This window comes from Thermosediminibacter oceani DSM 16646, assembly GCF_000144645.1.
Classification (GTDB): Bacteria; Bacillota; Thermosediminibacteria; order Thermosediminibacterales; family Thermosediminibacteraceae; genus Thermosediminibacter; species Thermosediminibacter oceani.
In genome coordinates this window covers 1,631,686-1,653,854 of the sequence record NC_014377.1, presented here as the reverse complement: position 1 = coordinate 1,653,854, position 22,169 = coordinate 1,631,686, and the positions used below count along the sequence as shown (strand labels likewise).

Sequence of the window (22,169 nt, the reverse complement as noted above, 5' to 3'; positions counted from 1 at the left end):
CGGTTCAGTTTTTCTTTCTTTATTTCTCAAAGATGAAATCCTTGCGGTCAAGTTTTTCTTCAATATCTTTTATCTCTTTCTTAATTTCTTTCAGGCCAAAATCCTTGTTGTCGAGTTTGTCTTCGATATCTTTTATTTCCTTCTTTATTTCCTTTAGGCCGAAATCCTTGCTGTCAAGTTTGTCTTCGATATCTTTTATCTCCTTCTTTATTTCCTTTAATCCAAAATCCTTGTTGTCAAGTTTATCTTCGATATCTTTTATCTCCTTCTTAATTTCTTTTAAGCCGAATTTGTCATCATCGAGCTTTTTCTCTATTTCCTTTACTTCTTTCTTAATTTCTTCTAAGCCGAAGTCTTTGCTGTCAAGTTTATCTTCGATATCTTTTATCTCCTTCTTAATTTCCTTTAGGCCGAATTTATCATCATCGAGTTTTTTCTCTATATGCTTTATTTCTTTCTTAATTTCTTTTAAGCCGAAGTCTTTGTCATCCAGCTTTTTCTCTATATCTTTAATCTCCTTCTTTATTTCCTTCAGGCCGAACTTTCTGTTCAATAGCAGGGCGATTACCGCTAAATCGAAGCTAGAAATTTGAGCGTCTCCGGCGGTTTCTAGTTCACCGAGGAATCCGTCAAGAAATTGATCTATATTATCAAGGTCTTCAACGGACTCCAGTTGTTCAAATTTATCTATTAGCTTTTTTAACAGTTCAGTTTTTGTCATATCTTTGATAATCCCCCTCTTTTCTTGCTGTTTTGTTTTTCCACTGTATAATATGAACACAACAACAAAAATGTTCATAGCCCACAAAGGGATAAAAAAATCCCACTTCAGTCTGGACAAATATGGCAATCTCCTGACAAAAAGCCGAACAGGATGGCAAAGGCCGGATAATTGGGAGAAGGTGCTACTATGACCTGGCTATTAATGGTATAATATATGGGAGAAGCGAGTTTGTACCAAGCGATGGCTAGAGTTTCTATCCCACCGGAAAAACTGGTACTGGGTATTTTCACTCCAACAGAAACACCAGAAAGCATGCTGACTAAAGTTGGCATCATCAAGCGGTACGGCCTCATCGACATCGCCATCTGGCGGTTGGGCTTGGTGACTGGTGAAATGTAGGACGCGTTTAGGTCTACGGCAATGCCAGGGAGGTTACGTTGGCGAGGTTGTCAAAGATTTTTCGGGAAGCGGAACAAAATAGTCAATTTGTGCGTCTGTACTTTTTGGAAAGGAAATTTTTGAAAGAGGTTTTGCCAGTGAGGAAAAAGTGGCTATGGAATCTTTTGATTGTAGTACTTCTGATAACCAGTTTGCCAGGTAGTGTTATGGCAGATCAACCAATTGCTGTGACTCTTAATAGTGAGCAACTCCACTTTGATGTCTTACCGATTCTTGAGAACAGTCGGGTGCTAGTACCACTTCGAGCTATCTTTGAGACTTTAGGGGCAACTGTAGATTGGAACGGTACTACAGGCACAGTAACGGCAGCTAAAGGTAATAGTATCGTCACATTAACGGTTGGTGAAAACATGGCTTATAAGAATGGTGCCAGGGTCGAACTTGACGTTCCGACTAAAATAGTAAATGGGAGAACATTGGTCCCAGTTAGATTTGTTTCGGAGGCGTTGGGGGAAAGGGTTTATTGGATTCCTAAAACAAGTACTGTGCTTATTTTTAGCCAAGACATCCTAACTTACAATCTAAATAAATTGGCCCAGATGGTAGAGCAGACAAAAAATCAAAACTTGGAAGAAGCAAGGAAATTGGTTATAAATAACAATGGATTGTGGCGTTATCTGCTATTAACGAAGGAGGACTGGATAGCAAAAAGCAATATACTCCAGTATGAGACTACGGATCTGCATAACATTTGGTTCCCCGAGGGGGAAGCTTTGCGCTTCTTGGCCCGTTTCGTGAATCGACCTTATAGTCTTGACCAGTCTCCTTACGAGCAAACGGGCTCCCCAATTATAGATGTGGTGACGTTCATAGACCTCTCGGGAGAGAAGCCTTCGCTCGTTTGGCTCGCTTATCTTGGGAAAGCAAATGAAAAAATTATTACTTTTAAAGATGACACTATCGATTTGACTTTGAAGTCGTACATGGAAAAGTGGCACGGAGCAGACTGGGGATACAGAGTAGTTAATGGGACAAAACCTGATTTGCTTGGGGTTAAACTGCAGGGATATAGGCCCGGACCTGGATATTGGTTCCCAATTAACAATTAATATACTTAATATCCGTAAAAAGAGCCGGATTATCTCCGGCTCTTAATGTACGTATCGGATTAGAGTTTAGTAGTTATGTTTTATTCTCTTTTCATGCCACTGACTTATCCACTCAATCGTATATTTGGGATCATTGCCTGGAGGATTTGTGAAAGTTCCGCTTTCTGTTATACTATTGTAGCTAGTGGTCCATAAACTCCAGGTTTCTCCCGGGCCAGTTTTTAAGCTCATCCCTGTCCATCTCATCCAGTTATATTTGACTTCTCCGGCACCTCCAGTATCCCCATCCTCGTACGTATCATTGACGTACTTGTATCGTACTTTCTGGTTGCCAAGATCCAGATAGACACGTCGTTGAAGAGTGTCGTTGATAAAGAAGACAACTGCGTACTTACCCCGCCCGGAATCGTAGTTCTGATATCAGCTTCATTGTAAATGATGTCGAATCTGTGGAAAGAACTGGGACTGAGCTACGCCAGTCCTGAGTACTATCAATTGTATTTACAAAAGCATACCAACCGCGGGGAGCATCGTTTCCTCTTTCGTAGATGGGGCTTAGTAAAGCCCCCTCTGTCTTCATCAGGCAGCCCTGTTATTAATAGCGGGAAGCATTCTGCTTTGCTGCTTCGGTATAATAATCCGCCCTTCCACAGCCGGATTGACTTGCGGATACTGGCGCAGATACCGGATGAGTTCATCGCGCATCCACTCACCGGTAGACCAGCCAAGGAATTTCCCATTCTTGAAAACTTCATAACCGTCGCCACCGTTATAGAGGAAGTCATTAGTGGCAACCTTATATTTGGCCTGCGGGTCAATGGGCACACCATTGACCAAAACTTCGGTAACCCGCTGGCCGGGTTCTTTGCTGGGATCGATTGTGACTTTAATGCCGGAGATCTGGGCAAAACGGCCATCGGCCAAGGGATACTTGGAATAGGCGTTTTCCAGAGCCTCAATTACCTGGCTGCCGGTAAGTTCAACCAATACCAGCAAGTTATCAAAAGGCAATACGGAATAGATATCCCTAACCCTGATGGGCCCTTTTGCAATACTGGCTCTAATTCCACCAGCATTGGTTATAGCTATATCGGCACCCAGCGCAGTCCGCATCCAATCGGCGATGAAGTTACCCAGGTTGGTTTCACCTGTTCTTACCTTTTCCCGTTCTCCTACCAGGTCAACCAGCGCTTCGCCTATAACCTCGTCCATCTTAGCATTTAGTTCTTCTTCATAGGGTTTTATCAGGTTTTTGATTTTTTCGTCCGGTTTTATGCTTTCATCAATGGGTATGAGCCTGTACTTCATGTTTAGAAGCTTGGCTCCGTTGCGGTCTACGGCAAATTCAAGGTCGATCCTGCCCAGGTTCTCGCCGTGCTGGCCGGTCTGGACGATTTTTACCCCTGATACCTCAACGGGTTGATCCAGCCTGGTGTGAGAGTGCCCACCTATAATGAGATCGATGCCTTCAACCTTCTGGGCCAGTTTCTTGTCCTCCTCAACCCCCATGTGGGAGAGAACGATATTATAAACGGATCCGTTCTTTTTCAACGCTGCAACAGTTTCACCGGCAGCGGCGACCGGGTCTAAAACCTTCAATCCTTCGATCCCTTTAGGATTAACAAGGGTGGGCAATTCAGGAGTGATAAGGCCGGTAAAGCCAATGGCAACAGGACCTACCTCTTTTACTACATAACCTTTGCCGGTAAAAAGCTGGCCGCTTTTACTGTCATTAAGGTTAGCGCAGATGTAGTCGTATTTGGCTTCATTCATTCTGTTTTTAATAGTTTCTCGGCCCCAGTCGAACTCATGGTTGCCAAAAGTGGCCAAATCCAGCTGAATGGCGTTGTAAGCTTCAATTACGTTGCTCCCGTAGAAGAAATTGGCAATAGGTGCGCCCTGGATGTGGTCACCGCTGTCAACCATCAAAGTCCATGGGTTTTGCTTCCTGGTCTCGGCTACCACCGTCGCCACCCGGGCCATACCGCCAAAGGGCTTATTGTTGTTATCCAGCCGCTCGGTAATATACCCATGAAGGTCGTTGAGGTGCAGGATGGTAACCACGGGATACCGGCCTCTGGCTACCAGGGCGGCTACCTCGCCCCGGGTTACTTCTTTTTTCGGATTTAATGTGCCGCCGGGGTAACCCCTTAGCAATCCTTTCTCCAGGGCAAAGGCCAAAGCTTCCCTAGCCCAGGGGCTGACGGACCAAGCATCGGTAAAGCCGGCTAGAGCGTTCTCCTTTTTAGCCGTACCGGCTGCCCCCATTATTCTAGCCAGGATAACTGCAGCTTCTTCCCTGGTGAGGGGTGCTTCCGGTGCAAAAAGACCAGCTTGTTTACCGTTGACCAGACCTTTTTGCGCTAAAGTTTCTATATAGCCCGATGCCCAGTGTCCTCCGGGGACATCCTTAAACCGGGAAGCAGGCGCTTTTACCGGCTCTATACCATAAGCCCTCGCCACAAGGACTGCATACTGGGCCCTGGTAATGGGCTGCTCAAGTGCAAAGGTGCCGTCGGAAAAGCCCGTTAGGGCCTTGTTGCGTACAAGGCGGTCTACATCTTCTTTAGCCCAATGGGTAATGTGATCGGGTAAAAGCCGCCAGTTGTTGTCCGTTTCGGGGTAGATAACCTTTTGTTCCTTTATGTATTCAATTATCAGGTTGCGGATCTCTTCCGTGGTCTGGAAAAGTACCGGCGCATCTTTAAACATGGTGTATCCGCCGCCACCGGAAGCCCGATAGCTGTTTACGGCTATAGTAAATTTTTGGTCGTCGCGCACCGGCTTGCCTTTGTAGGTAAGATTCCGGATCCGCTGTCCCGGAGGCCTGGAGATATCCATGATATATTCCACGCCCTGAATGGTGTCAAAGTTGTAATGGCGCTTGTCGGGATTGATCAATGGGGAAGATCCGGCGCCGAAGTCGTAAGTATTGTAATAGGTGGCGGACCATTCAAGAGCTTCTTTTATCAGCTTGCCCGTGACCTCTAATTTTAGAAGGGTATTTTCGTAAATATAGAGGGAATAGATATCTCGAACGGTCAGAGGCCCTTTCTTCAAAGTCGGCGGATCGGCAGGCAGCATGGCAGCCATGGAAAGGTCGGCCCCGGTAACTTTTAACTGGACTTTATGAATGAGATCCATAATAGCGGTATCTTTCAGGCGGGAATAGGTGCCGTGAAAATCGCCAGCCGCTTCTCCGATAGTGCTGTTTACATAAGCTAATGCCGCCTCATGATAATCCCCGGCCAAAGCCATTACTTCGGGATCGGCCTCCACACCGTCAACTGCCAGGTCTTCTCCCATTTTTTCTTTTATCTGCCAACCATTGTCGGTCTTAAGCAGGGTAATATCAAGCCGCGCCAGTTTGCTCCCCCAGCGGTAGGGCTGGACTACCAGCACACCATTGACCAGCTGAGGTGGAATATCCATATGGGAGTGGCCGGTAATCAGAACATCAATGCCGGGCACTTCCTTAGTCAGAGCATAAGCCTGATTTTCGTAAGCGGTGCCGTTGCTGGCTCCTGTCTTCAAATCCACCTCAAAACCCATATGGGCCGAAACGACCAATAGGTCAACCTTATCCCGCAACTGGGGTACCCACTTTTTAGCCTCTTCTACCGCATCTTTAACGGTAAGGGGCCCTAGCTTTTGCTTGGTAGTCCAGTTAGGCAGATTTTTGCTGGTAAGTCCCAATATGCCCACTTTAACGCCGGCTATTTCTTTAATTACGTAAGGGGTATAGGCCGGCTGCCCGTCGGGTAGATATAAGTTGGCTGCTAGGATGGGAAAATTGGCCTGATTCTTTACTTTTTCCAGCCAATCGTATCCGAAATCCTGAATCTCATGATTTCCAACTACCATGGCGTCATAGCCCATAGCGTTCATTACCTTTATCATCGGATGGGGTTTGTCCGGTTCAACCTTGGTAAAATAATAGACGAGGGGCGTTCCTTGAATGGTATCACCGTTGTCCAGCAAAAGGGTATTGGGGTTTTCACCACGAACTTTTTTGACTAGAGTGCTTATTTTTGCGAGGCCAACGTTGCTATCTTTTAGAGTGAAATAATCGAACGGATAGATGTTGCCGTGCAGATCGGATGTAGCCAGGATGGTTATTTTTACCTCTTGCGTTTGAGCTGCGGCCTGCAGGGGAAATGCCATGGAACTCGCCAGCAAACAAAAACTTATCAAAAAAGCTAGTAATTTGCTGACCGGTCTACCCATGATTTAACACCTCCTAGTTTAAAAAATTGATTTTTATAAAGAATTTCTCTATACCCCCCCTTTTTTGTTTATGAAAGATCATTATCAAATACGGACTTGTAAAACACAATTTCCTGAAAATTAATATTCGATATTTTTTTTGAATAATCCTGCAATTAATGGTATTTTTTGTTAAACTTTCCTTATGATCGTGAACTAAATCGCTTAAACGATAATCTGCGCTAATAAAAACAAACCCACCTAACGGCATTTATTCGCCAGCGGTGGGTTTTTATGCTTAAATTTCCTTAATTTTTAACGGTGCTCATTAATTCGAACGAGCCGAAATCTTGAGTCTCACCCTATTACTTATTTTCGGAAAAGGCTGCCGAATATGAAGCTAAAATAGAATTACCGAAAGCAAAATAAGCTATTCTAATCGCCTCGGCAATTTCCTCATCTTTAACTCCCATGTTCTTTAACTGTTTTGATATGTTCATCACACCCTGATAGGCTCCATGGGCAGCATCGAGAGCTAGGGCGATTAAGAGTTTTGTCTTTTGGTCAAGCGCTCCGGGCCCCATAGCAGAAGAAAATACACCCTCTATGGCTTTTGCAAAATCAGGATCGTTTTTTTCCACCGATGCCAGAAAAGGTGGTAGCGGCATTCAAACCCCTCCCAGTTGAATAGTTTGTTCTTAATATTTTTATTTATATTATAGCACATCACACATAAACCTGATAGGATCGCATGCCTTGCTTCATCCTTGGCGATTCATTGAAGTAATCTCTCGTATCCAATCCTAAAACCAAAAACTCGCCACCACTGCTCCCATCAATCCTCTGAATATCAGGTTTCAATCCTTTATAGACTCCCATGCCGCAAAAGCGGCACCATCAGAGGATGAAAATGCACTTTCATGATATAATCAGTATAGCGGCTGGCGAAGGCAGGTCGTTCTTACCTTGGTGCTTCGAGCCCGACTTATAGACAGACCCCAACGACCAGGTGCACCACAGATTGTTGCTCCCGTTACGGGAAGCACGAAGGATAGAATAACTATTTATGGTTGTTGCACCAGCCCTTCAATATTAAAGCCGCTAAGGAGTTGCTTTTATGGATGTAGTGTATTCTCACGTCTGCGGCCTGGACGTTCATAAAAAGAGCGTCGTGGCTTGTGTAATTACTCCCGATGGTAAGGAAATTCGCTCTTTTTCAACTATGACCGATGACCTGTTCGCCTTAAAGGAATTCATTAAAAACAAAGGATGTACTGTCGTCGCCATGAAAAGCACCGGTTCTTTCTGGAAACCCATCTACAACCTGCTGGAGCTTGAGAATTTGAAGATTCTACTTGTCAATGCAAAGCATATTAAAAATGTGCCTGGCAGAAAAACCGATGTCAAGGATGCTGAATGGATTGCTAGTCTACTCCGCCACGGCCTTTTGAAAGGCAGCTTCGTCCCCGACAGAGAGCAAAGGGAGCTTCGCGAACTTGTCCGTTACAGGCACGGCCTTGTTGAAGAGCGCTCAAGGGAGCTTAACCGCATCCAGAAAGTGCTTGAAGGAGCCAATATCAAGCTGTCTTCGGTGGTCTCCGATATTAACGGCATGTCCAGCCGTGCTATACTGGAAGCTCTCATCAGCGGTGTAGATGACCCCGAAATCCTGGCAGAGCTTTCTCATGGTAAGTTAAAGAATAAAAAGGAAGATCTAAAGCGCGCTTTAAAAGGATTTATTAATTATCACCAGAGAAAGATGCTGGAAATAAAGCTAAAACATATTGATTACCTCGATGAAGAAATAGAAAGATTGGATGAAGAAATTAAAAATCGAATGCTCCCTTTTGAAGAGGACCTGGCACTGCTGGATACGATTCCAGGAGTGGGAAGAAGGACTGCCGAACAGATAATTGCTGAAATCGGAACCAATATGGATCAGTTCCCCTCCGCCGCTCATTTGTGTTCATGGGCGGGGCTGTGTCCAGGTCAGAATGAAAGCGCCGGTAAACGAAAGTCCGCCAGGACCCGAAAGGGAAACAAGAAGTTGCGTAGCGCTCTTGTAGAAGCTGCCCGGGCCGCCTCCAGAGCAAAAGATACTTATCTTTCAAGTCAATACCACCGCATCGCTGCCCGAAGAGGATCGAATCGAGCAGCTGTTGCGGTAGCTAACAGCATCCTAACTATAGTTTATCATATTCTCAAGCGTAAGCAACCTTATATTGAATTAGGTCCGAATTTTTACGAAGAGAAAAGGCGCAATATGGTCATCCGGCAGTCTTTGAAGAAGCTTGAGTCTTTAGGGTTGAAGGTTACGGTCGAAACGATAGTGTCTTAACTATTTTGAGATTTGTTATTACGCACATTAAGCTCAGGATTTATCCCATATTTTTAAATTATGTATGGGCTTAGTTTTTTATTGCCTTTTTGCGGATCATTATTTTCAGGATAGGTAGACTAAGAACCTTGGGTAGCGGCAAACTTTTTTCAATCCGTTGTGAGGTTTCAATCCCTTATAGGTAGACTAAGAACTCTTCAAGGAGTAGATGCCTATGAAAGAGCAAGAGTTGTTTCAATCCCTTATAGGTAGACTAAGAACGGTTAGATATTCAAGCTAGTAGTCTTAAAGAACGCTTGTTTCAATCCCTTATAGGTAGACTAAGAACTTTGTTTACAGACCAGATTGTAGGGCTATCTTTTGGGTTTCAATCCCTTATAGGTAGACTAAGAACGTATAGCGGGGCAAAAAGAGGCGATGTGGCGGCTGTAGTTTCAATCCCTTATAGGTAGACTAAGAACGCTGAATGCACCCTGCTCGAAGCGGGGGAGGTTTGTGTGTTTCAATCCCTTATAGGTAGACTAAGAACGTAACCTTTGGTGAGCGGCGAATACTCCTGCCTTATAAGTTTCAATCCCTTATAGGTAGACTAAGAACCCCTATGCGGTAGGCGGCAGGTGCGAGATATACAAGGTTTCAATCCCTTATAGGTAGACTAAGAACTCGGGCTCTCAATCATAGACGTTGCTAATGCCATGTGTTTCAATCCCTTATAGGTAGACTAAGAACCCTGAGCTGATTGCTGGCGTAATGAATCCCATTTCATGTTTCAATCCCTTATAGGTAGACTAAGAACCAGGTTAGTCGCCATAGAAGGCGAAGCAAATACACCCTGTTTCAATCCCTTATAGGTAGACTAAGAACTGTCCTTCTCCGCCTTAATCGCTTCTCGCAGCTGGGTTTCAATCCCTTATAGGTAGACTAAGAACATAATTTCTGCAATTAGCTCTTTCTTATTGTCCATGGTTTCAATCCCTTATAGGTAGACTAAGAACGAAGAAGTGAAAATCCATCAGGCGGAAAAACGGTCGGGTTTCAATCCCTTATAGGTAGACTAAGAACTCATAATAATGATAGGTTATTCGATTATTATTTCTGTTTCAATCCCTTATAGGTAGACTAAGAACCCGTAAAATTTCATAAAAAACTAAGATCTACAACGAAAAATACATATCGGATCCATTAATAACCATTTCGTCGCAAATTTCAAAAATCCTTCTTAAGCAGCGTAAATTTTGATTTCAAGCATGATTCGCGTTTGTCGTCGACCCCCGGGGGTTTTTGCAGTACCGGAGGTCGACGACAAGTTTATTTCAAACATACCTAATGATAAACATAAGTCAAACCTCTACTTTCGTAGAGAGTTTTAATTTTAATGGTGCCGAAAGAGTGACGGTTTTCGCTAAGAAAAACATCAACAGTGTAACCGCATTAAATAGATAATATTTTGTATAGAATGTTATCCCCTTCGTTATATAAATGACTTTGATCATCCAGCGGATTGTCTTAATTATATAAGACCATCAAACTCCTCTCCTATTCTTATGTTAAAAGCCAACCTGACCCCAATGACTGCCAAAATAAAACCTTCAACAATCAAAATTAAATTACGCATATCTCTCACTTCTTCGAAAAACCCGCCAGTAAAGGCTTTTTTCCTCATAAGCTTTTGCGAATTTATCATCATCTATTTAAAGAGTTGCCGTGTCCCGCCTGGAGCATTTTCCCCGCATACTTACCTGCGCCAACAATGAGTGCATAAGAATTTTCTACAAAGTTACAAAAAATCCTTCTTAAAAAGAGAAAATTTTTTGAATTCATCTCCTAAATCCCGATGTGCCTGGTTTACAGGAAGCGGCGGCAGCTACGTTAACGGATTACTAACCAAAGAAAAAGACCTCGCGAAAACGCAAGGCCAAAAGTAATTATTTAACCCATCCGGCAGGCATTAACTGCCGGTTAAATTTACTCCAAACTGCAGTAAAAAATAAAGCTTCCGAAAAAATTCAAAACCTCGGAAGCTTTGATTTTCCTGGTGCCGAAGGCGGGAGTCGAACCCGCACGGCCTTATCGGCCACCGGATTTTGAGTCCGGCGCGTCTGCCAATTCCACCACTTCGGCACAGTTACACTTTTATATTACCATATACCCGGCCATAATTCAAGAGGCTTTCAACCCAAAAAAAAGATGCAGGCGGCTCAACACCGCATCTTCTGGAGTATTTCAAGCACTTCTATAAAATAATTATTCTCCCGGATCATGTGATCGACTATCCTAGGCCATACATTCATCTGCCTGCCCGGGATGGTACACCTTGTAAGATCCGCTAAAAGCCTCTGCAAAAAGCCTCCCCAATGCTTCATAATGTTAATGCTAATGGATATAAACGGTTCTGGTGACCTGGAAGCTCTGAAAGCCTTTCCTATTTCATTGTAAAGTCTTCTTATTTGCCTTTCCCACTGGAGCATCTCTTTCATATACGCTTCCTGGCCCGGCCTGAAGTATAAGGCCATTACACCGGCATGTTTTCAAAGCCAATCTCCAACCAGAAAAAGAGTTCATCATGAGCAATTTCCCTGAATTCCTCCTGCAGCCGGGGTATCAGAACCTGCGGCGCTGTCGTGGCCGTGCCTTCGCCGGGTATGTTCAGTTCCCGCCTAGATGGTCTCGGCCTACCTTTGACCCTGGCCAGTATTCTGAGAAAAACAGCGCTTCACGCCTTATATGATCAACTAGCTCAGCGGGCAAAATCGAAAGAATTCTGCAGGCACGGATTCCTGCCGCTACCCTGCCTTTAAAGTCTATGAAGTCCAGCACCAGGTTCTGCAGGAAGGAGCATACCGGCACCGTCGCGCTCTGGTTCTAACTCGTCGGTTAGAAAGTTAAACCGCCTGTAAAATTCGTCGGATTCATTGAACAGAAATTCTTCGGTGGGATCGAAGGCGTTTCTCATAAACCTGGCGTGATCTTTCATTATTTCAACCCCGAAGTTGATTTCTCTCTGCAGGAACAAATCATGCTGAATATCCAAGGTAACGCCTCCGCTGTTTGTTTTTGCAATAGTATTCTATGCCCAACTTTACGCTTCCGTTCATGAAGAGAATTCCTCCGGGATGTGATTTTTATCACAGAATTTGCCGTTACAGAACGCTATTATTTAAATGAACGACAAAACGAGGAGGGATTCTATGTTCTGCTATCAGTGCGAGCAGACTCCGAAAGGCGGCTGCACCAGGATCGGAGTTTGCGGTAAAAACGAGGACATTTCCAGCCTCCAGGATATTATCATTCTGGGACTCAAGGGAATCTCAGCATATGCGGTCCACGCCAGGGAACTTGGCTTTACCGATCCCGAAGTAGACGCCACCGTACAGGAAGCCTTGTACATGACGCTGACCAACGTGAACTTCAACCTGAAGGAACACATCGACATGGCAATGAAGGTAGGAAAGGCCACCATCAAGGTGATGGAGCTCCTCGATAAAGCCCATACATCCAAATTCGGCATTCCGGAACCTGTAACTGTTTCTCAGGATAAAATCGAAGGTCACTGCATACTCGTAACGGGTCACAACCTCCATGCCCTTGGAGAACTGCTGAAGCAGTCCGAAGGAAAGGGCGTCAACGTCTATACCCACTCGGAAATGCTGCCGGCTCACGGTTATCCCGAGCTCAGAAAATACAAGCACCTCAAGGGCAATATAGGTAAGTCCTGGACGGACCAGAGGAAACTTTTCGAGGAATTCCCCGGTGCGATTCTCGGAACCACCAACTGCATTATGCCCATTAAAGGCAGCTATTCCGACCGCTTCTTCAGCTACGGCGTTGCCGGCCTGGAAGGAGTTCAGAAAATAGAAAACGATGACTTCACACCCGTCATCGAAAAGGCCCTCTCGCTGCCGCCGGCCAACGCAGACTCCGATAAAAAGGTCATAACCGGTTTCCACCACGAAACAGTGCTCAAGATTGCTCCCGAGGTCATCGAAGCAGTCAAAGCCGGAAAGATCAGGAGGTTCTTCGTAATAGCAGGCTGCGATACGCCCGGAAGCGGCAACGACTACTACAGGCAACTGGCCTTGTCGCTGCCCAAAGACTGCGTGATCCTCACCACATCCTGCGGCAAGTTCCGTTTCAACGATGTGGATTACGGCACGGTGCCCGGGACCAATATACCGCGCTATATAGACCTCGGGCAGTGCAATAACTCCATCTCGGCGGTTAAAATAGCTGCAGCCCTGGCGGAAGCTTTCAATTGCTCGGTCAATGACCTCCCGCTTACGATAGTGCTTTCCTGGTTCGAGCAGAAGGCCGTAGCCATACTGCTGGGCCTTTTGAGCCTCGGCGTAAAAAATATCTACATCGGCCCCAAGGCTCCGGAATTCTTCACACCCGGGGTAATAAAGGTGCTGCAGGACAACTTCAACCTAAAACTCATAAGCGACGTAAACAAAGACCTGCCCGATATGCTTGGATAAAATTTAACGGCATCTCCAGACGGAGATGCCTTATTTTTTGACCAATGGTGGGATCCTTAAATAGACAAGTGTTCAATATTATCCTTTTTTCATAACATAACATAAGATTTAACTAATGAAGCAAAGTGGGCAAAAAACATATTTTTTATCTAGGAGGAGTGTTAAATGGGTTACTACATTTCGGTTGAACAAAATGTAAATATTTTCGTTGAGGATTTGGATCCGGGACATGGAAAACCAATCTTATTTATACATGGATGGCCGCTCAATCATAAACAGTTTGAATATCAGTTCAACCAACTTCCAAAAATGGGTTACCGTTGCATTGGGATAGATTTGCGCGGATTCGGGAAGTCGGATCGCCCGTGGAAAGGATATTCGTACAACCGATTGGCAGATGACATCCGGATCGTGATTGATACTCTACAGTTAGAGGATATCACCCTTGCTGGACACTCCATGGGAGGCGCAATTGCCATCCGGTACATGGCCCGGCATGCAGGGCATAAAGTATCTAAACTAGTCCTTATTGGTGCTGCGGCTTTCACCAGACGCCCATTTGGACTAACAAAAGAGGAAGTTAAGCGGTGGGAACGGACATGGAATGATTTAATAGAAGCTACCTATATCGATCGCCCCAAAATGCTTGATGGCGTTGGGGACGTATTTTTTGCACGTTATGTAACAGAGAGTTTCAAGGACTGGTTCCATGGACTGGGAATAGAAGCGTCTGGCCATGCAACAGCTATGTGTGCCGTTTCCCTTCGAGATGAAGATTTAGGGCAAGATTTGTCTAAAATTTATGTTCCTACTGGAATTTTCCATGGTATACACGACAAAGTCTGCCCGTTTAAGTTTGCCGAATTGATGCATGCCCAAATCAAGGGATCGGAACTCATCCCCTTTATGTATAGTGGTCATGGATTGTTTTACGAAGAGTGGGAGAAATTTAATCGCGAGTTAATACGCTTCATTGGATGACTTTGAATCATCCTTTTCGACCAGGTAACCACAATGTATCAAATATTATACTGCGTACACTTTTCGCAACAATGTCACCAGGATGTCAACGAACTGCCGCCCCCTGTGTGCGAAGTCCCGGAGGCTTCTGCCCGTCTCACGGTGCCTCATGTTCACATCCACTTCGACAACCCTAAAGCCCTTCCGGAGCGCATCGATTAAAAAGCCGACCTCAGCTCCGAATCCGCCGGGTATCTCCTTTACACTCTCCAGCACCTCCCGCTTTATCGCCCGCTGCCCCGACAGTGGTGCCGATATTCTGTGGCCTGTCAGCAGGTAAACTCCCCAACCTGCCAGCGCCTTTACAAAACCAAAGCCGCCTTTCTTTAGCGGCCGCGGGAACCTGGCTATGGTCATATCGGCATCACCACGCACAACCGCCTCTATCAGCTTCTCGAGATCACCGGTATCGAAGCGGAGGTCGGCGTCGAGAAAAACAACGATTTCGCCTTTGGTGGCTTCAAATCCCGTCATAAGGGCTTTTCCCTTCCCTAAATTCGCATTATGTTTTATGACAATGGCACCAGCGCTGGCCGCCGTCCTGGCAGTACGGTCGGACGAACCGTCATCCACCACTATTACTTCCCGCAGATTATGAAGTTCCATAGCCTTTTTTACGACCGATGCAATATTATCTTCTTCATTAAAGGCGGGAATCACTACGCTTACTTCCATCCCGATCCCTCTGAATGTAAATTAAATTTAAAGGTTAAACTAAAACCGAAACGCTGGGAGGTGAAATTTTTGAGAAAAAGTATTAGAGTTATCGCTTTTATGATTATATTTTTGATGTCTTTTTATTCACCTTCACCGGCATATCAACCCACCTCACCTAAACCACCTGATAAACCCCAGGGTGATGTTTCAATTGTAATATACGCCCTGGAAAGAAAGCTGGTCGTCATGGTGGACGGCAAACCCTTCAAAACCTTTCCGGTAGCGGTGGGCACCTTTGATACGCCTACCCCGATCGGGCTTTTCAGGATAACGGAAAAATCTAAATGGGGAGAGGGGTTTGGCACCCGCTGGATGAGGCTAAGCGTCCCCTGGGGAACTTACGGCATCCACGGCACGAACAAACCCCATTCCATAGGCAGTTTCGCCTCACACGGATGTATCCGCATGCATAACAGGCACGTCGAACAGCTTTACGATTGGGTAAAGGTAGGCACAAAGGTTTATATAGTCGGCGGTGTGGACGGCCCGTTCACCTTCGGCTTCAGGACCCTCGTTGAGGGCAGCAGGGGTTCGGATGTGATGGAAGTACAAAAGAGGCTGGCAAATCACGGGTTTTACAATGGCAGCTTTGACGGAATTTACGGGTCCGGAACCCGCGAAGCCGTGAAAGCCTTTCAAAAGGCCAAAGGTCTCAAGGCTACCGGCATAGTGGACGAAGCCACCTACAAGGCCCTAGGTATATGCAGGTTCGAATAAAAAAGTCCGCGAAAGCGGACTTTAAATTTTTTAATATGGATCCTCCAACGGCTATAAAATAGGGTTTTCTGCCCTTTCACTATTTGTAAAATGTTCCACCGCAGCCGGGCATTCCCGAGCAAGTTTGTTTAAAAAATCGCAGACTACATCGGGTTTTGCCTCCCGCAATTCGGCTTTAATGGATTCCACCAAGTCTTCGGACAGAGCTCCTGCTTTCATTATCGCCGACTTTATGACGCTGATGGTTCTTTCGATGTCCTCGCCGGTTTCAATCGGGGGTGTCATGATGACTCCTCCTTTTGTATATTAATATTTCTTCTTTTCCGCAAAAATATATACTAAGTTTTTGAAAATAAAAAAAGAACCGCTTTGGCTCTTTTTCTTACAAAATAAAATAAGGCTCCTTTTTTCAACCAGGAGCCTTGTTTTCCTGGTGCCGAAGGTGGGATTCGAACCCACACGTGCGTTTCGCACACTACACCCTGAATGTAGCGCGTCTGCCAATTCCACCACTTCGGCACGAACCGCATTATTATATTACCACATTCTCTTGAATAATTCAAGAGCTTTTTGTTCTAGTTCTACGGCTAATTATCTTTCGTGTACGATGAACATTTTTGTTGGTATGTTCATATTATACAGTAGAAAAACAAAACAATAAAACAACAAAGAGGGGGATTATCAAAGATATGACAAAAACTGAACTGTTAAAAAAGCTAATAGATAAATTTGAACAACTGGAATCCGTTGAAGGCCTTGATAGTATAGATCAATTTGTTGACGGACTCGTAGGCGAGCTGGAATCAGACGAAGGCGCCAAAGTTTCTACCTTCGATTTAGCAATAATCGCCCTGCTCTTGAACAAAAAGTTCGGCTTGAAGGAAATAAAGAAGGAGATTAAAGATATAGAGAAAAAACTGGACGACAAAGACTTCGGCTTAAAAGAAATTAAGAAAGAAATAAAGGATATAGAGAAAAAACTCGATGATGATAAATTCGGCCTAAAGGAAATTAAGAAAGAGATAAAAGATATCGAAGATAAACTTGACAGCAAAGACTTCGGCTTAGAAGAAATTAAGAAAGAAGTAAAGGAAATAGAGAAAAAGCTCGATGATGACAAATTCGGCTTAAAAGAAATTAAGAAGGAGATAAAAGAAATCGAATATAAACTTGACAACAAGGATTTTGGATTAAAGGAAATAAAGAAGGAGATAAAAGATATCGAAGACAAACTTGACAACAAGGATTTCGGCCTGAAAGAAATAAAGAAAGAGATAAAAGATATTGAAGAAAAGCTTGACTGCAAGAATTACACCTTATAGAAATAAAGAAAGAGCAAGCGTGAATTAGAAAAGAAACCGTCGACAAAGTACTTTCGGCAGTCTGAAGGGGGCTTTACTGAGCCCCCTTTTTGCATTATTAATATTATGTAGAATAAAATTTAGTAAGCGAACCATAGGGTGATACATTTGTTTTACATAGTAACCGCGTTTCATACCGAAGCAAAGCCGATAATTGAGCATTTCGGCTTGAAGAAAATACCTCGACCCTGCAGGTTTCAGGTTTTCGCCGGGGACAACATGGTCCTTGTGGAAAGCGGCATGGGAATTGTGGCTTCCGCTGCCGCCACCTCATTTTTGCTGACGGAATTCAAAGCAGGGGAAAGGGATGTAATCTTAAACGTAGGCATCTGCGGAGCGAAAGAGAAGAGCTTAAAAAAAGGAGATGCGGTACTCTGCCACAAGGTAATAAATCACGATACGAAAAGGGCTTTTTACCCCGACGTTATCGTAAAGCACGCAATGAAGGAAGGGGTACTCGAGACCTTTTCGTTCCCGGTAGATAAGGATGAATATCCCGAATCCCATATAGAAGGTGATCTGGTCGATATGGAGGGGGCAGGTTTTTTCGAAGCGGCGTCTTTTTTTCTTCCACCGCATAAAATCCACTGCGTGAAGGTGGTCTATGACTATCTGGACGGGGAAAGGGTGGATCCAGTCAGGGTTTTGGAGTATATCCGGGGGAACATTCCTTTAATAGAGAGTTTGATGACCTGCTATAATGCACTGGACGAGCAGTATCCAATGGTTTTCGATGAGGGAGAACCGGAAATAATTCGCGAAATCAGCCGGAATCTGAAACTTTCAGTTACAATGACCCATCAGCTAAAAGATATGGTAAGGGCTTATGTGGCGAGGCACAAAAGAGGGCCGGAAGAACTGAAGGGTTTTTTGAATATTAAAGTATGCTCTAAAAACGAGGGGAAGGTATACTTTGAAAGGATTAGAGAAATGCTCAGTCATTAAAAGTTTTTCCCACATCTACATAGAGGAAGGGGTAATGGATCACCCGGTGACGCGGGAAATTATAAAAAAGTTTCCCGGTGCGGTGAAAATCAGGATAAAGCACTATAAGGATGTATTCTGCAGACCAAGGCAGAATTTTATCGTACAGGAAATGAGCAGGAAATTGATCCTTGCCGAGAAAAACGGTGAAATGATTTACCCCGGCCCTGAAGTCTGCCAGGATTTCGGGAATAAAAATTTTTACTACACCGCTCCAATTTTAAACTGCATTTATAGCTGCGAGTACTGCTACCTTCGCGGAATGTACCCTTCCGCCAACATAGTGATCTTTGTCAACATAGAGGATTATTTTAGAAAAGTAGAGAGCCTCTTGGAACGACAGCCGGTTTACCTCTGCCTTTCCTATGATTCGGATCTTCTGGCAATGGAGAGGATAGTGCCCCTTACTTCCAGGTGGATTGCGTACGCGAGGGAGAAGAGGAACTTAAAAGTCGAAATCAGAACAAAGAGCGCAAATTATTCAGCCATAAGGCGACTACCACCGGCTGATAATATCATTTTAGCCTGGACGCTTTCGCCCTCCGAGGTGATCGAGAAATACGAGCGAAAGACGCCTTCCCTGGAACACAGGCTGAAATGCATAAAAAATGCTGTTGACGACGGTTGGAAGGTGAGGCTGTGTTTCGATCCGGTTTTATATTTTGAAAACTGGCAGCGGGCTTATGAAAATCTCATAACCCGAACTTTTTCTATCGTTCAGCCTGAAAAAATATACGACGCCGGCATCGGCGTGTTCAGAATCTCCCGGGATTACCTGAAGAGGATGAGGAAAATCACTCCAGCTTCTGATATAATCTTTTATCCCTATGAAGAAAGGAATGGAATCTATAGCTATCCGGAACGGAAAAAAGGAGAGATAATTGAATATGTATCCGGGTTGGTGAAAAAGTACCTGCCCTCCGAAAAAATCTTTATATAAAAGCCCTGCAGGGGCTTTTTTTAATAATCAGGTTGCTCTTTCCCAGGAGTCCAGTTCCTCCAAAATGGTCCTGCATACCGATATGAGCAGTTTTATCTGTTGCACAGGCCTGGTCCTAACCATCGTAACCAGCTCATTTATGGCAGCTTCGGTATCCGGCTGGGCTTCGTAAGTCGCGGGGTCCTCCAGCACGTAATCCAGGCTCACGTTCAGGGCTTTCGCTATTTTGGAAAGGGTCTTGAGGGAGGGTAATTTGTCGCCTCTTTCCACCTGTCCGATGTAGCTGTAGTGGAGATTCGCCCTCTCACCCAATTCTTCCTGCGTCAAGTCCCGTTGCAACCTTATCTGCCTTATTCGTTTGCCTATATTCTTGAAAAATTCCCCGTTTTCCAAATAGACCAACTCCCTACAAGTATCCCTTACTATATGGTGCAATTTTTGGTAACTAAAGTAAAGAGAATATAAGTATTAAAAAATGAGTCGAATAATGTCGGTCGCCCCACAAATATTTTTCCTCATAGAGAAGGTTTTTAAAAGATTTTGGTGAATAATAAGTATACAGGAGTGAATGTGATGAAGAAAATAATGTTGATTGATGGAAACAGCCTGATCCACAGGGCCTTTCATGCCTTGCCGCCGCTGATGACATCCAAGGGAGTGCATACCAACGCTGTATACGGCTTCATGAACATGCTGATGCGGATTCTGAAGGAACAGCGGCCCGACTACATAGCGGTGGCCTTTGATAAAAAGTCACCCACATTCAGGCACCAGGAATTTATTGAGTATAAGGCCAACAGGGTCAGGACACCCGAAGAGCTGGTGGGCCAATTCGACGTTTTAAAACAAATACTAAAGGCGATGAACATCCGATATATCGAAATAGACGGATACGAAGCCGATGACATACTCGGGAGCCTGTCGAAAAAAGCCGAAGAAGCAGGGATCTTTACGCTCATCGTAACAGGGGATAAGGATACCCTTCAGCTGGTATCTCCCATGGTCCACGTGATGCTTACCAGGAAGGGTATATCGGAAATGGAGATTTACGATCCCGATAAGATGGCTGAGCGGTTCGGTATACCACCGCAGGCCATCCCCGATATGAAGGGGCTCATGGGCGACTCGTCCGACAATATACCCGGCATTCCGGGGGTAGGAGAAAAAACGGCCTTGAAACTTTTGCAGGAATACGGCTCCCTGGAAAATATCCTGGAAAATGCAGAGAAGCTCAAGGGGAAGTTACGGGAAAATATATTAAAATACGGTGAGCAGGCTCGAGTCAGCAAGCGCCTGGCGACCATCGTCAGGGATGTGGAGCTGGACGTCGACCTGGAAGAGATTGCTTTAACCGAACCCGATTACGCAGAGCTCCTAAAAATTTTCAGGGAGCTGGAGTTTTACACTCTCATAAATAAACTGCCCCGCCCGCAAGAGAAAGAAGAACATCCTGAGAAGCTGTCGTGCACCGTAATCGACTACAGCGGTTTCGGCCGGATGATGGAAAGGGTAAGAGCTGCGGGAGTTCTGGCCGTGGAACTGAAAACCGACGGTAGAAATCCCATGGATGCCCACCTTATAGGCATAGGCTTTTCGCCTTCCCGCGGGGAAGGGTTTTACGTACCGGCAGAAGTACTGGAAAAAAGCCCGGAGGTGAAATCCGATCTAAAAGCCGTACTGGCCGACCCGGGGATTACTAAGATAATCCACGACGGAAAGTACGCGAGGACGGTACTTGCTAAAATAGGAATGGATTTTGTATACAATTTTGATACCATGCTGGCAGCTTACCTGCTGGACCCCTCAAAGCCCAGATATGACCTGGAGAGCGTAGTCTTCGATAACCTGGGCGTGGAATTGAAAGGCACCGAAGATCCCGGCAGGAGGGTAGCGTACCTCATACCTTTGAAGGAGATAATGAGCGAAAAACTTAAAAGCTGCGCAATGGAAGAGCTCTTTTTCGGAGTTGAGATGCCGCTGAGCTTCGTGCTGTCTGATATGGAGATGACGGGGATAAAAGTGGACCCCGAAAAGCTCGAATCTCTATCAAGGGAGTTCGGGGAAAAACTGGAGGAACTAACCGGAGAAATTTACCGGCTTGCGGGGGTGGAGTTTAACATAAACTCGCCGAAACAACTGGGGGAAGTGCTTTTTGAAAAGCTAAACCTGCCGGTCATAAAGAAAAAAAAGAGCGGTTATTCCACCGATGCCGAAGTCCTGGAAAAACTGAAAAACGCCCATCCGGTCGTGGAGAAGATTCTGGAATACCGGTTCTTGATGAAAATGAAGTCAACCTATGCCGATGGGCTGTTGGCCCTTGTTGACAAAAGCACTTATCGTATTCACAGCAATTTCAATCAGACTATAACCGCCACCGGCCGTATCAGCAGTACCGAGCCGAACCTGCAGAACATACCCGTCAAGACCGATATAGGCAGGAAGATAAGGGGGGTGTTTGTGGCGGAAAGTCCCGAGCATGTCTTGCTGTCCGGGGATTATTCCCAGATAGAGCTGAGGGTCCTGGCACATTTATCGGGAGATGAGGGGCTTATCGAGGCTTTCATAAAAGGGGAGGATATCCATACCAGGACCGCCAGCGAGGTCTTCGGGGTTCCTCCCGAACAGGTTACCCCTCTTTTAAGGGATAGAGCAAAAGCCGTAAATTTTGGTATAATCTATGGTATAAGCGATTACGGCCTTGCCCAGAACCTGGGCATATCCACCGCGGAAGCCCGGGAGTATATCGAAAATTACTTAAACAGGTATCCGAAGGTAAGGGATTATATCCGGGAGACCATCAGGAATGCCAGGATGAGCGGGTATGTGACCACCATCCTCAACCGCAGGCGCTACATTCCGGAAATTAACAGCAGGAACTACAACCTCAGGTCCTTTGCCGAGAGGGTGGCGATGAACACCCCCATTCAGGGGAGTGCTGCAGATATAATAAAGGTTGCCATGGTGAAAATTACCAACCACTTTCGTGAGTATGGACTCAAGGCCAAAATGCTAATTCAGGTTCACGACGAGCTGATCTTCGACGTTCCGAAGTCCGAGCTTGAAGTCGTGAAAAATATCGTTAAAGATGATATGGAAAACGCCATTCCGCTGAAGGTCCCGCTGGTGGTCGATTTTAAGGAGGGCTATACCTGGGAAGAAATAAGCTGAGGAGGAGACAT

Annotated in this window: 19 protein-coding genes, 2 tRNA genes and 1 CRISPR repeat array; of the genes, 10 read left to right on the top strand and 11 right to left on the bottom strand. The window is 45.2% G+C overall.

Annotated features, from left to right (window positions below; genetic code table 11):
- Positions 1–19: 19 nt before the first annotated feature.
- A complete protein-coding gene (locus TOCE_RS11715; protein WP_148218408.1) occupies positions 20–721 on the bottom strand; it encodes a coiled-coil domain-containing protein in 702 nt (233 codons plus the stop codon).
- Between the two features lie 231 nt (positions 722–952).
- On the opposite strand from TOCE_RS11715, the gene TOCE_RS12330 reads away from it, so the two are divergent.
- Positions 953–1,123, top strand: coding sequence for a hypothetical protein (locus tag TOCE_RS12330; RefSeq protein WP_187286567.1), 171 nt, complete (start codon positions 953–955; stop codon positions 1,121–1,123).
- Positions 1,124–1,161: 38 nt separating this feature from the next.
- Positions 1,162–2,232 carry a copper amine oxidase N-terminal domain-containing protein gene (locus tag TOCE_RS11710; RefSeq protein WP_013276428.1) on the top strand — a complete coding sequence of 357 codons (1,071 nt, stop codon included), beginning with the start codon at positions 1,162–1,164 and terminating at the stop codon, positions 2,230–2,232.
- Positions 2,233–2,811: 579 nt separating this feature from the next.
- Here the strand turns inward: TOCE_RS11710 and TOCE_RS11705 are convergent.
- A complete protein-coding gene (locus TOCE_RS11705; protein ID WP_013276427.1) occupies positions 2,812–6,459 on the bottom strand; it encodes a 5'-nucleotidase C-terminal domain-containing protein in 3,648 nt (1,215 codons plus the stop codon).
- A gap of 344 nt (positions 6,460–6,803) precedes the next feature.
- Positions 6,804–7,106, bottom strand: coding sequence for a carboxymuconolactone decarboxylase family protein (locus TOCE_RS08355; protein WP_013276426.1), 303 nt, complete (start codon positions 7,104–7,106; stop codon positions 6,804–6,806).
- Between the two features lie 449 nt (positions 7,107–7,555).
- On the opposite strand from TOCE_RS08355, the gene TOCE_RS08350 reads away from it, so the two are divergent.
- Positions 7,556–8,776: an IS110 family RNA-guided transposase gene (locus tag TOCE_RS08350; protein ID WP_013276425.1), complete on the top strand. Its 1,221-nt coding sequence runs from the start codon at positions 7,556–7,558 to the stop codon at positions 8,774–8,776.
- Positions 8,777–8,940: 164 nt separating this feature from the next.
- Positions 8,941–9,903: a CRISPR direct-repeat array (repeat unit 30 nt; unit sequence GTTTCAATCCCTTATAGGTAGACTAAGAAC).
- A 906-nt stretch (positions 9,904–10,809) separates the two neighbouring features.
- Here the strand turns inward: TOCE_RS08350 and TOCE_RS08345 are convergent.
- From TOCE_RS08345 to TOCE_RS08335, 4 genes are all read right to left on the bottom strand, one after another.
- A tRNA-Leu gene (locus TOCE_RS08345) sits at positions 10,810–10,897 on the bottom strand.
- A gap of 77 nt (positions 10,898–10,974) precedes the next feature.
- Positions 10,975–11,289 carry a DUF2935 domain-containing protein gene (locus TOCE_RS08340; protein ID WP_041423913.1) on the bottom strand — a complete coding sequence of 105 codons (315 nt, stop codon included), beginning with the start codon at positions 11,287–11,289 and terminating at the stop codon, positions 10,975–10,977.
- Between the two features lie 133 nt (positions 11,290–11,422).
- Positions 11,423–11,593, bottom strand: coding sequence for a DUF2935 domain-containing protein (locus TOCE_RS12935; protein WP_187286566.1), 171 nt, complete (start codon positions 11,591–11,593; stop codon positions 11,423–11,425).
- Positions 11,571–11,807 (bottom strand): DUF2935 domain-containing protein, encoded by a 237-nt coding sequence (locus TOCE_RS08335; protein ID WP_013276423.1) that lies wholly within the window; start codon positions 11,805–11,807, stop codon positions 11,571–11,573. Before TOCE_RS08335 ends, TOCE_RS12935 begins: the two co-directional genes overlap by 23 nt.
- Before the next feature lie 157 nt (positions 11,808–11,964).
- Here TOCE_RS08335 and hcp point away from each other — a divergent pair, with 157 nt between their 5' ends.
- Together hcp and TOCE_RS08325 are read left to right on the top strand one after the other, a co-directional pair.
- Positions 11,965–13,251, top strand: coding sequence for a hydroxylamine reductase (gene hcp, locus TOCE_RS08330; RefSeq protein ID WP_148218406.1), 1,287 nt, complete (start codon positions 11,965–11,967; stop codon positions 13,249–13,251).
- 165 nt (positions 13,252–13,416) lie between these two features.
- Complete coding sequence (locus TOCE_RS08325) at positions 13,417–14,232, top strand: alpha/beta fold hydrolase (RefSeq protein ID WP_013276421.1); 816 nt, start codon at positions 13,417–13,419, stop codon at positions 14,230–14,232.
- Between the two features lie 45 nt (positions 14,233–14,277).
- On the opposite strand, the gene TOCE_RS08320 is transcribed toward TOCE_RS08325, so the two are convergent.
- Positions 14,278–14,946, bottom strand: coding sequence for a glycosyltransferase family 2 protein (locus tag TOCE_RS08320; RefSeq protein WP_013276420.1), 669 nt, complete (start codon positions 14,944–14,946; stop codon positions 14,278–14,280).
- A gap of 69 nt (positions 14,947–15,015) precedes the next feature.
- Between TOCE_RS08320 and TOCE_RS08315 the strand changes: the two genes are divergently transcribed.
- Entirely contained in the window at positions 15,016–15,705 is a 690-nt protein-coding gene (locus tag TOCE_RS08315; RefSeq protein WP_013276419.1) for a L,D-transpeptidase family protein, read from the top strand.
- A gap of 51 nt (positions 15,706–15,756) precedes the next feature.
- On the opposite strand, the gene TOCE_RS08310 is transcribed toward TOCE_RS08315, so the two are convergent.
- Positions 15,757–15,990, bottom strand: coding sequence for a hypothetical protein (locus TOCE_RS08310; RefSeq protein ID WP_013276418.1), 234 nt, complete (start codon positions 15,988–15,990; stop codon positions 15,757–15,759).
- A gap of 146 nt (positions 15,991–16,136) precedes the next feature.
- A tRNA-Leu gene (locus TOCE_RS08305) sits at positions 16,137–16,224 on the bottom strand.
- 170 nt (positions 16,225–16,394) lie between these two features.
- Here TOCE_RS08305 and TOCE_RS08300 point away from each other — a divergent pair.
- The 3 genes from TOCE_RS08300 to TOCE_RS08290 all read left to right on the top strand — a co-directional run bounded on the left by TOCE_RS08300 (position 16,395) and on the right by TOCE_RS08290 (position 18,990).
- On the top strand, positions 16,395–17,027 hold the full coding sequence (locus TOCE_RS08300) for a hypothetical protein (protein WP_013276417.1): 633 nt from the start codon (positions 16,395–16,397) through the stop codon (positions 17,025–17,027).
- Between the two features lie 147 nt (positions 17,028–17,174).
- Entirely contained in the window at positions 17,175–18,011 is an 837-nt protein-coding gene (locus TOCE_RS08295) for a 5'-methylthioadenosine/S-adenosylhomocysteine nucleosidase family protein (RefSeq protein ID WP_013276416.1), read from the top strand.
- Positions 17,980–18,990, top strand: coding sequence for an SPL family radical SAM protein (locus TOCE_RS08290; protein ID WP_013276415.1), 1,011 nt, complete (start codon positions 17,980–17,982; stop codon positions 18,988–18,990). The genes TOCE_RS08295 and TOCE_RS08290 overlap by 32 nt, the downstream gene beginning before the upstream one ends.
- A gap of 27 nt (positions 18,991–19,017) precedes the next feature.
- Here the strand turns inward: TOCE_RS08290 and TOCE_RS08285 are convergent, their stop codons facing one another.
- Entirely contained in the window at positions 19,018–19,383 is a 366-nt protein-coding gene (locus TOCE_RS08285; protein ID WP_013276414.1) for a helix-turn-helix domain-containing protein, read from the bottom strand.
- Positions 19,384–19,563: 180 nt separating this feature from the next.
- Here TOCE_RS08285 and polA point away from each other — a divergent pair, with 180 nt between their 5' ends.
- On the top strand, positions 19,564–22,158 hold the full coding sequence (gene polA / locus TOCE_RS08280) for a DNA polymerase I (RefSeq protein WP_013276413.1): 2,595 nt from the start codon (positions 19,564–19,566) through the stop codon (positions 22,156–22,158).
- Positions 22,159–22,169: the final 11 nt, after the last annotated feature.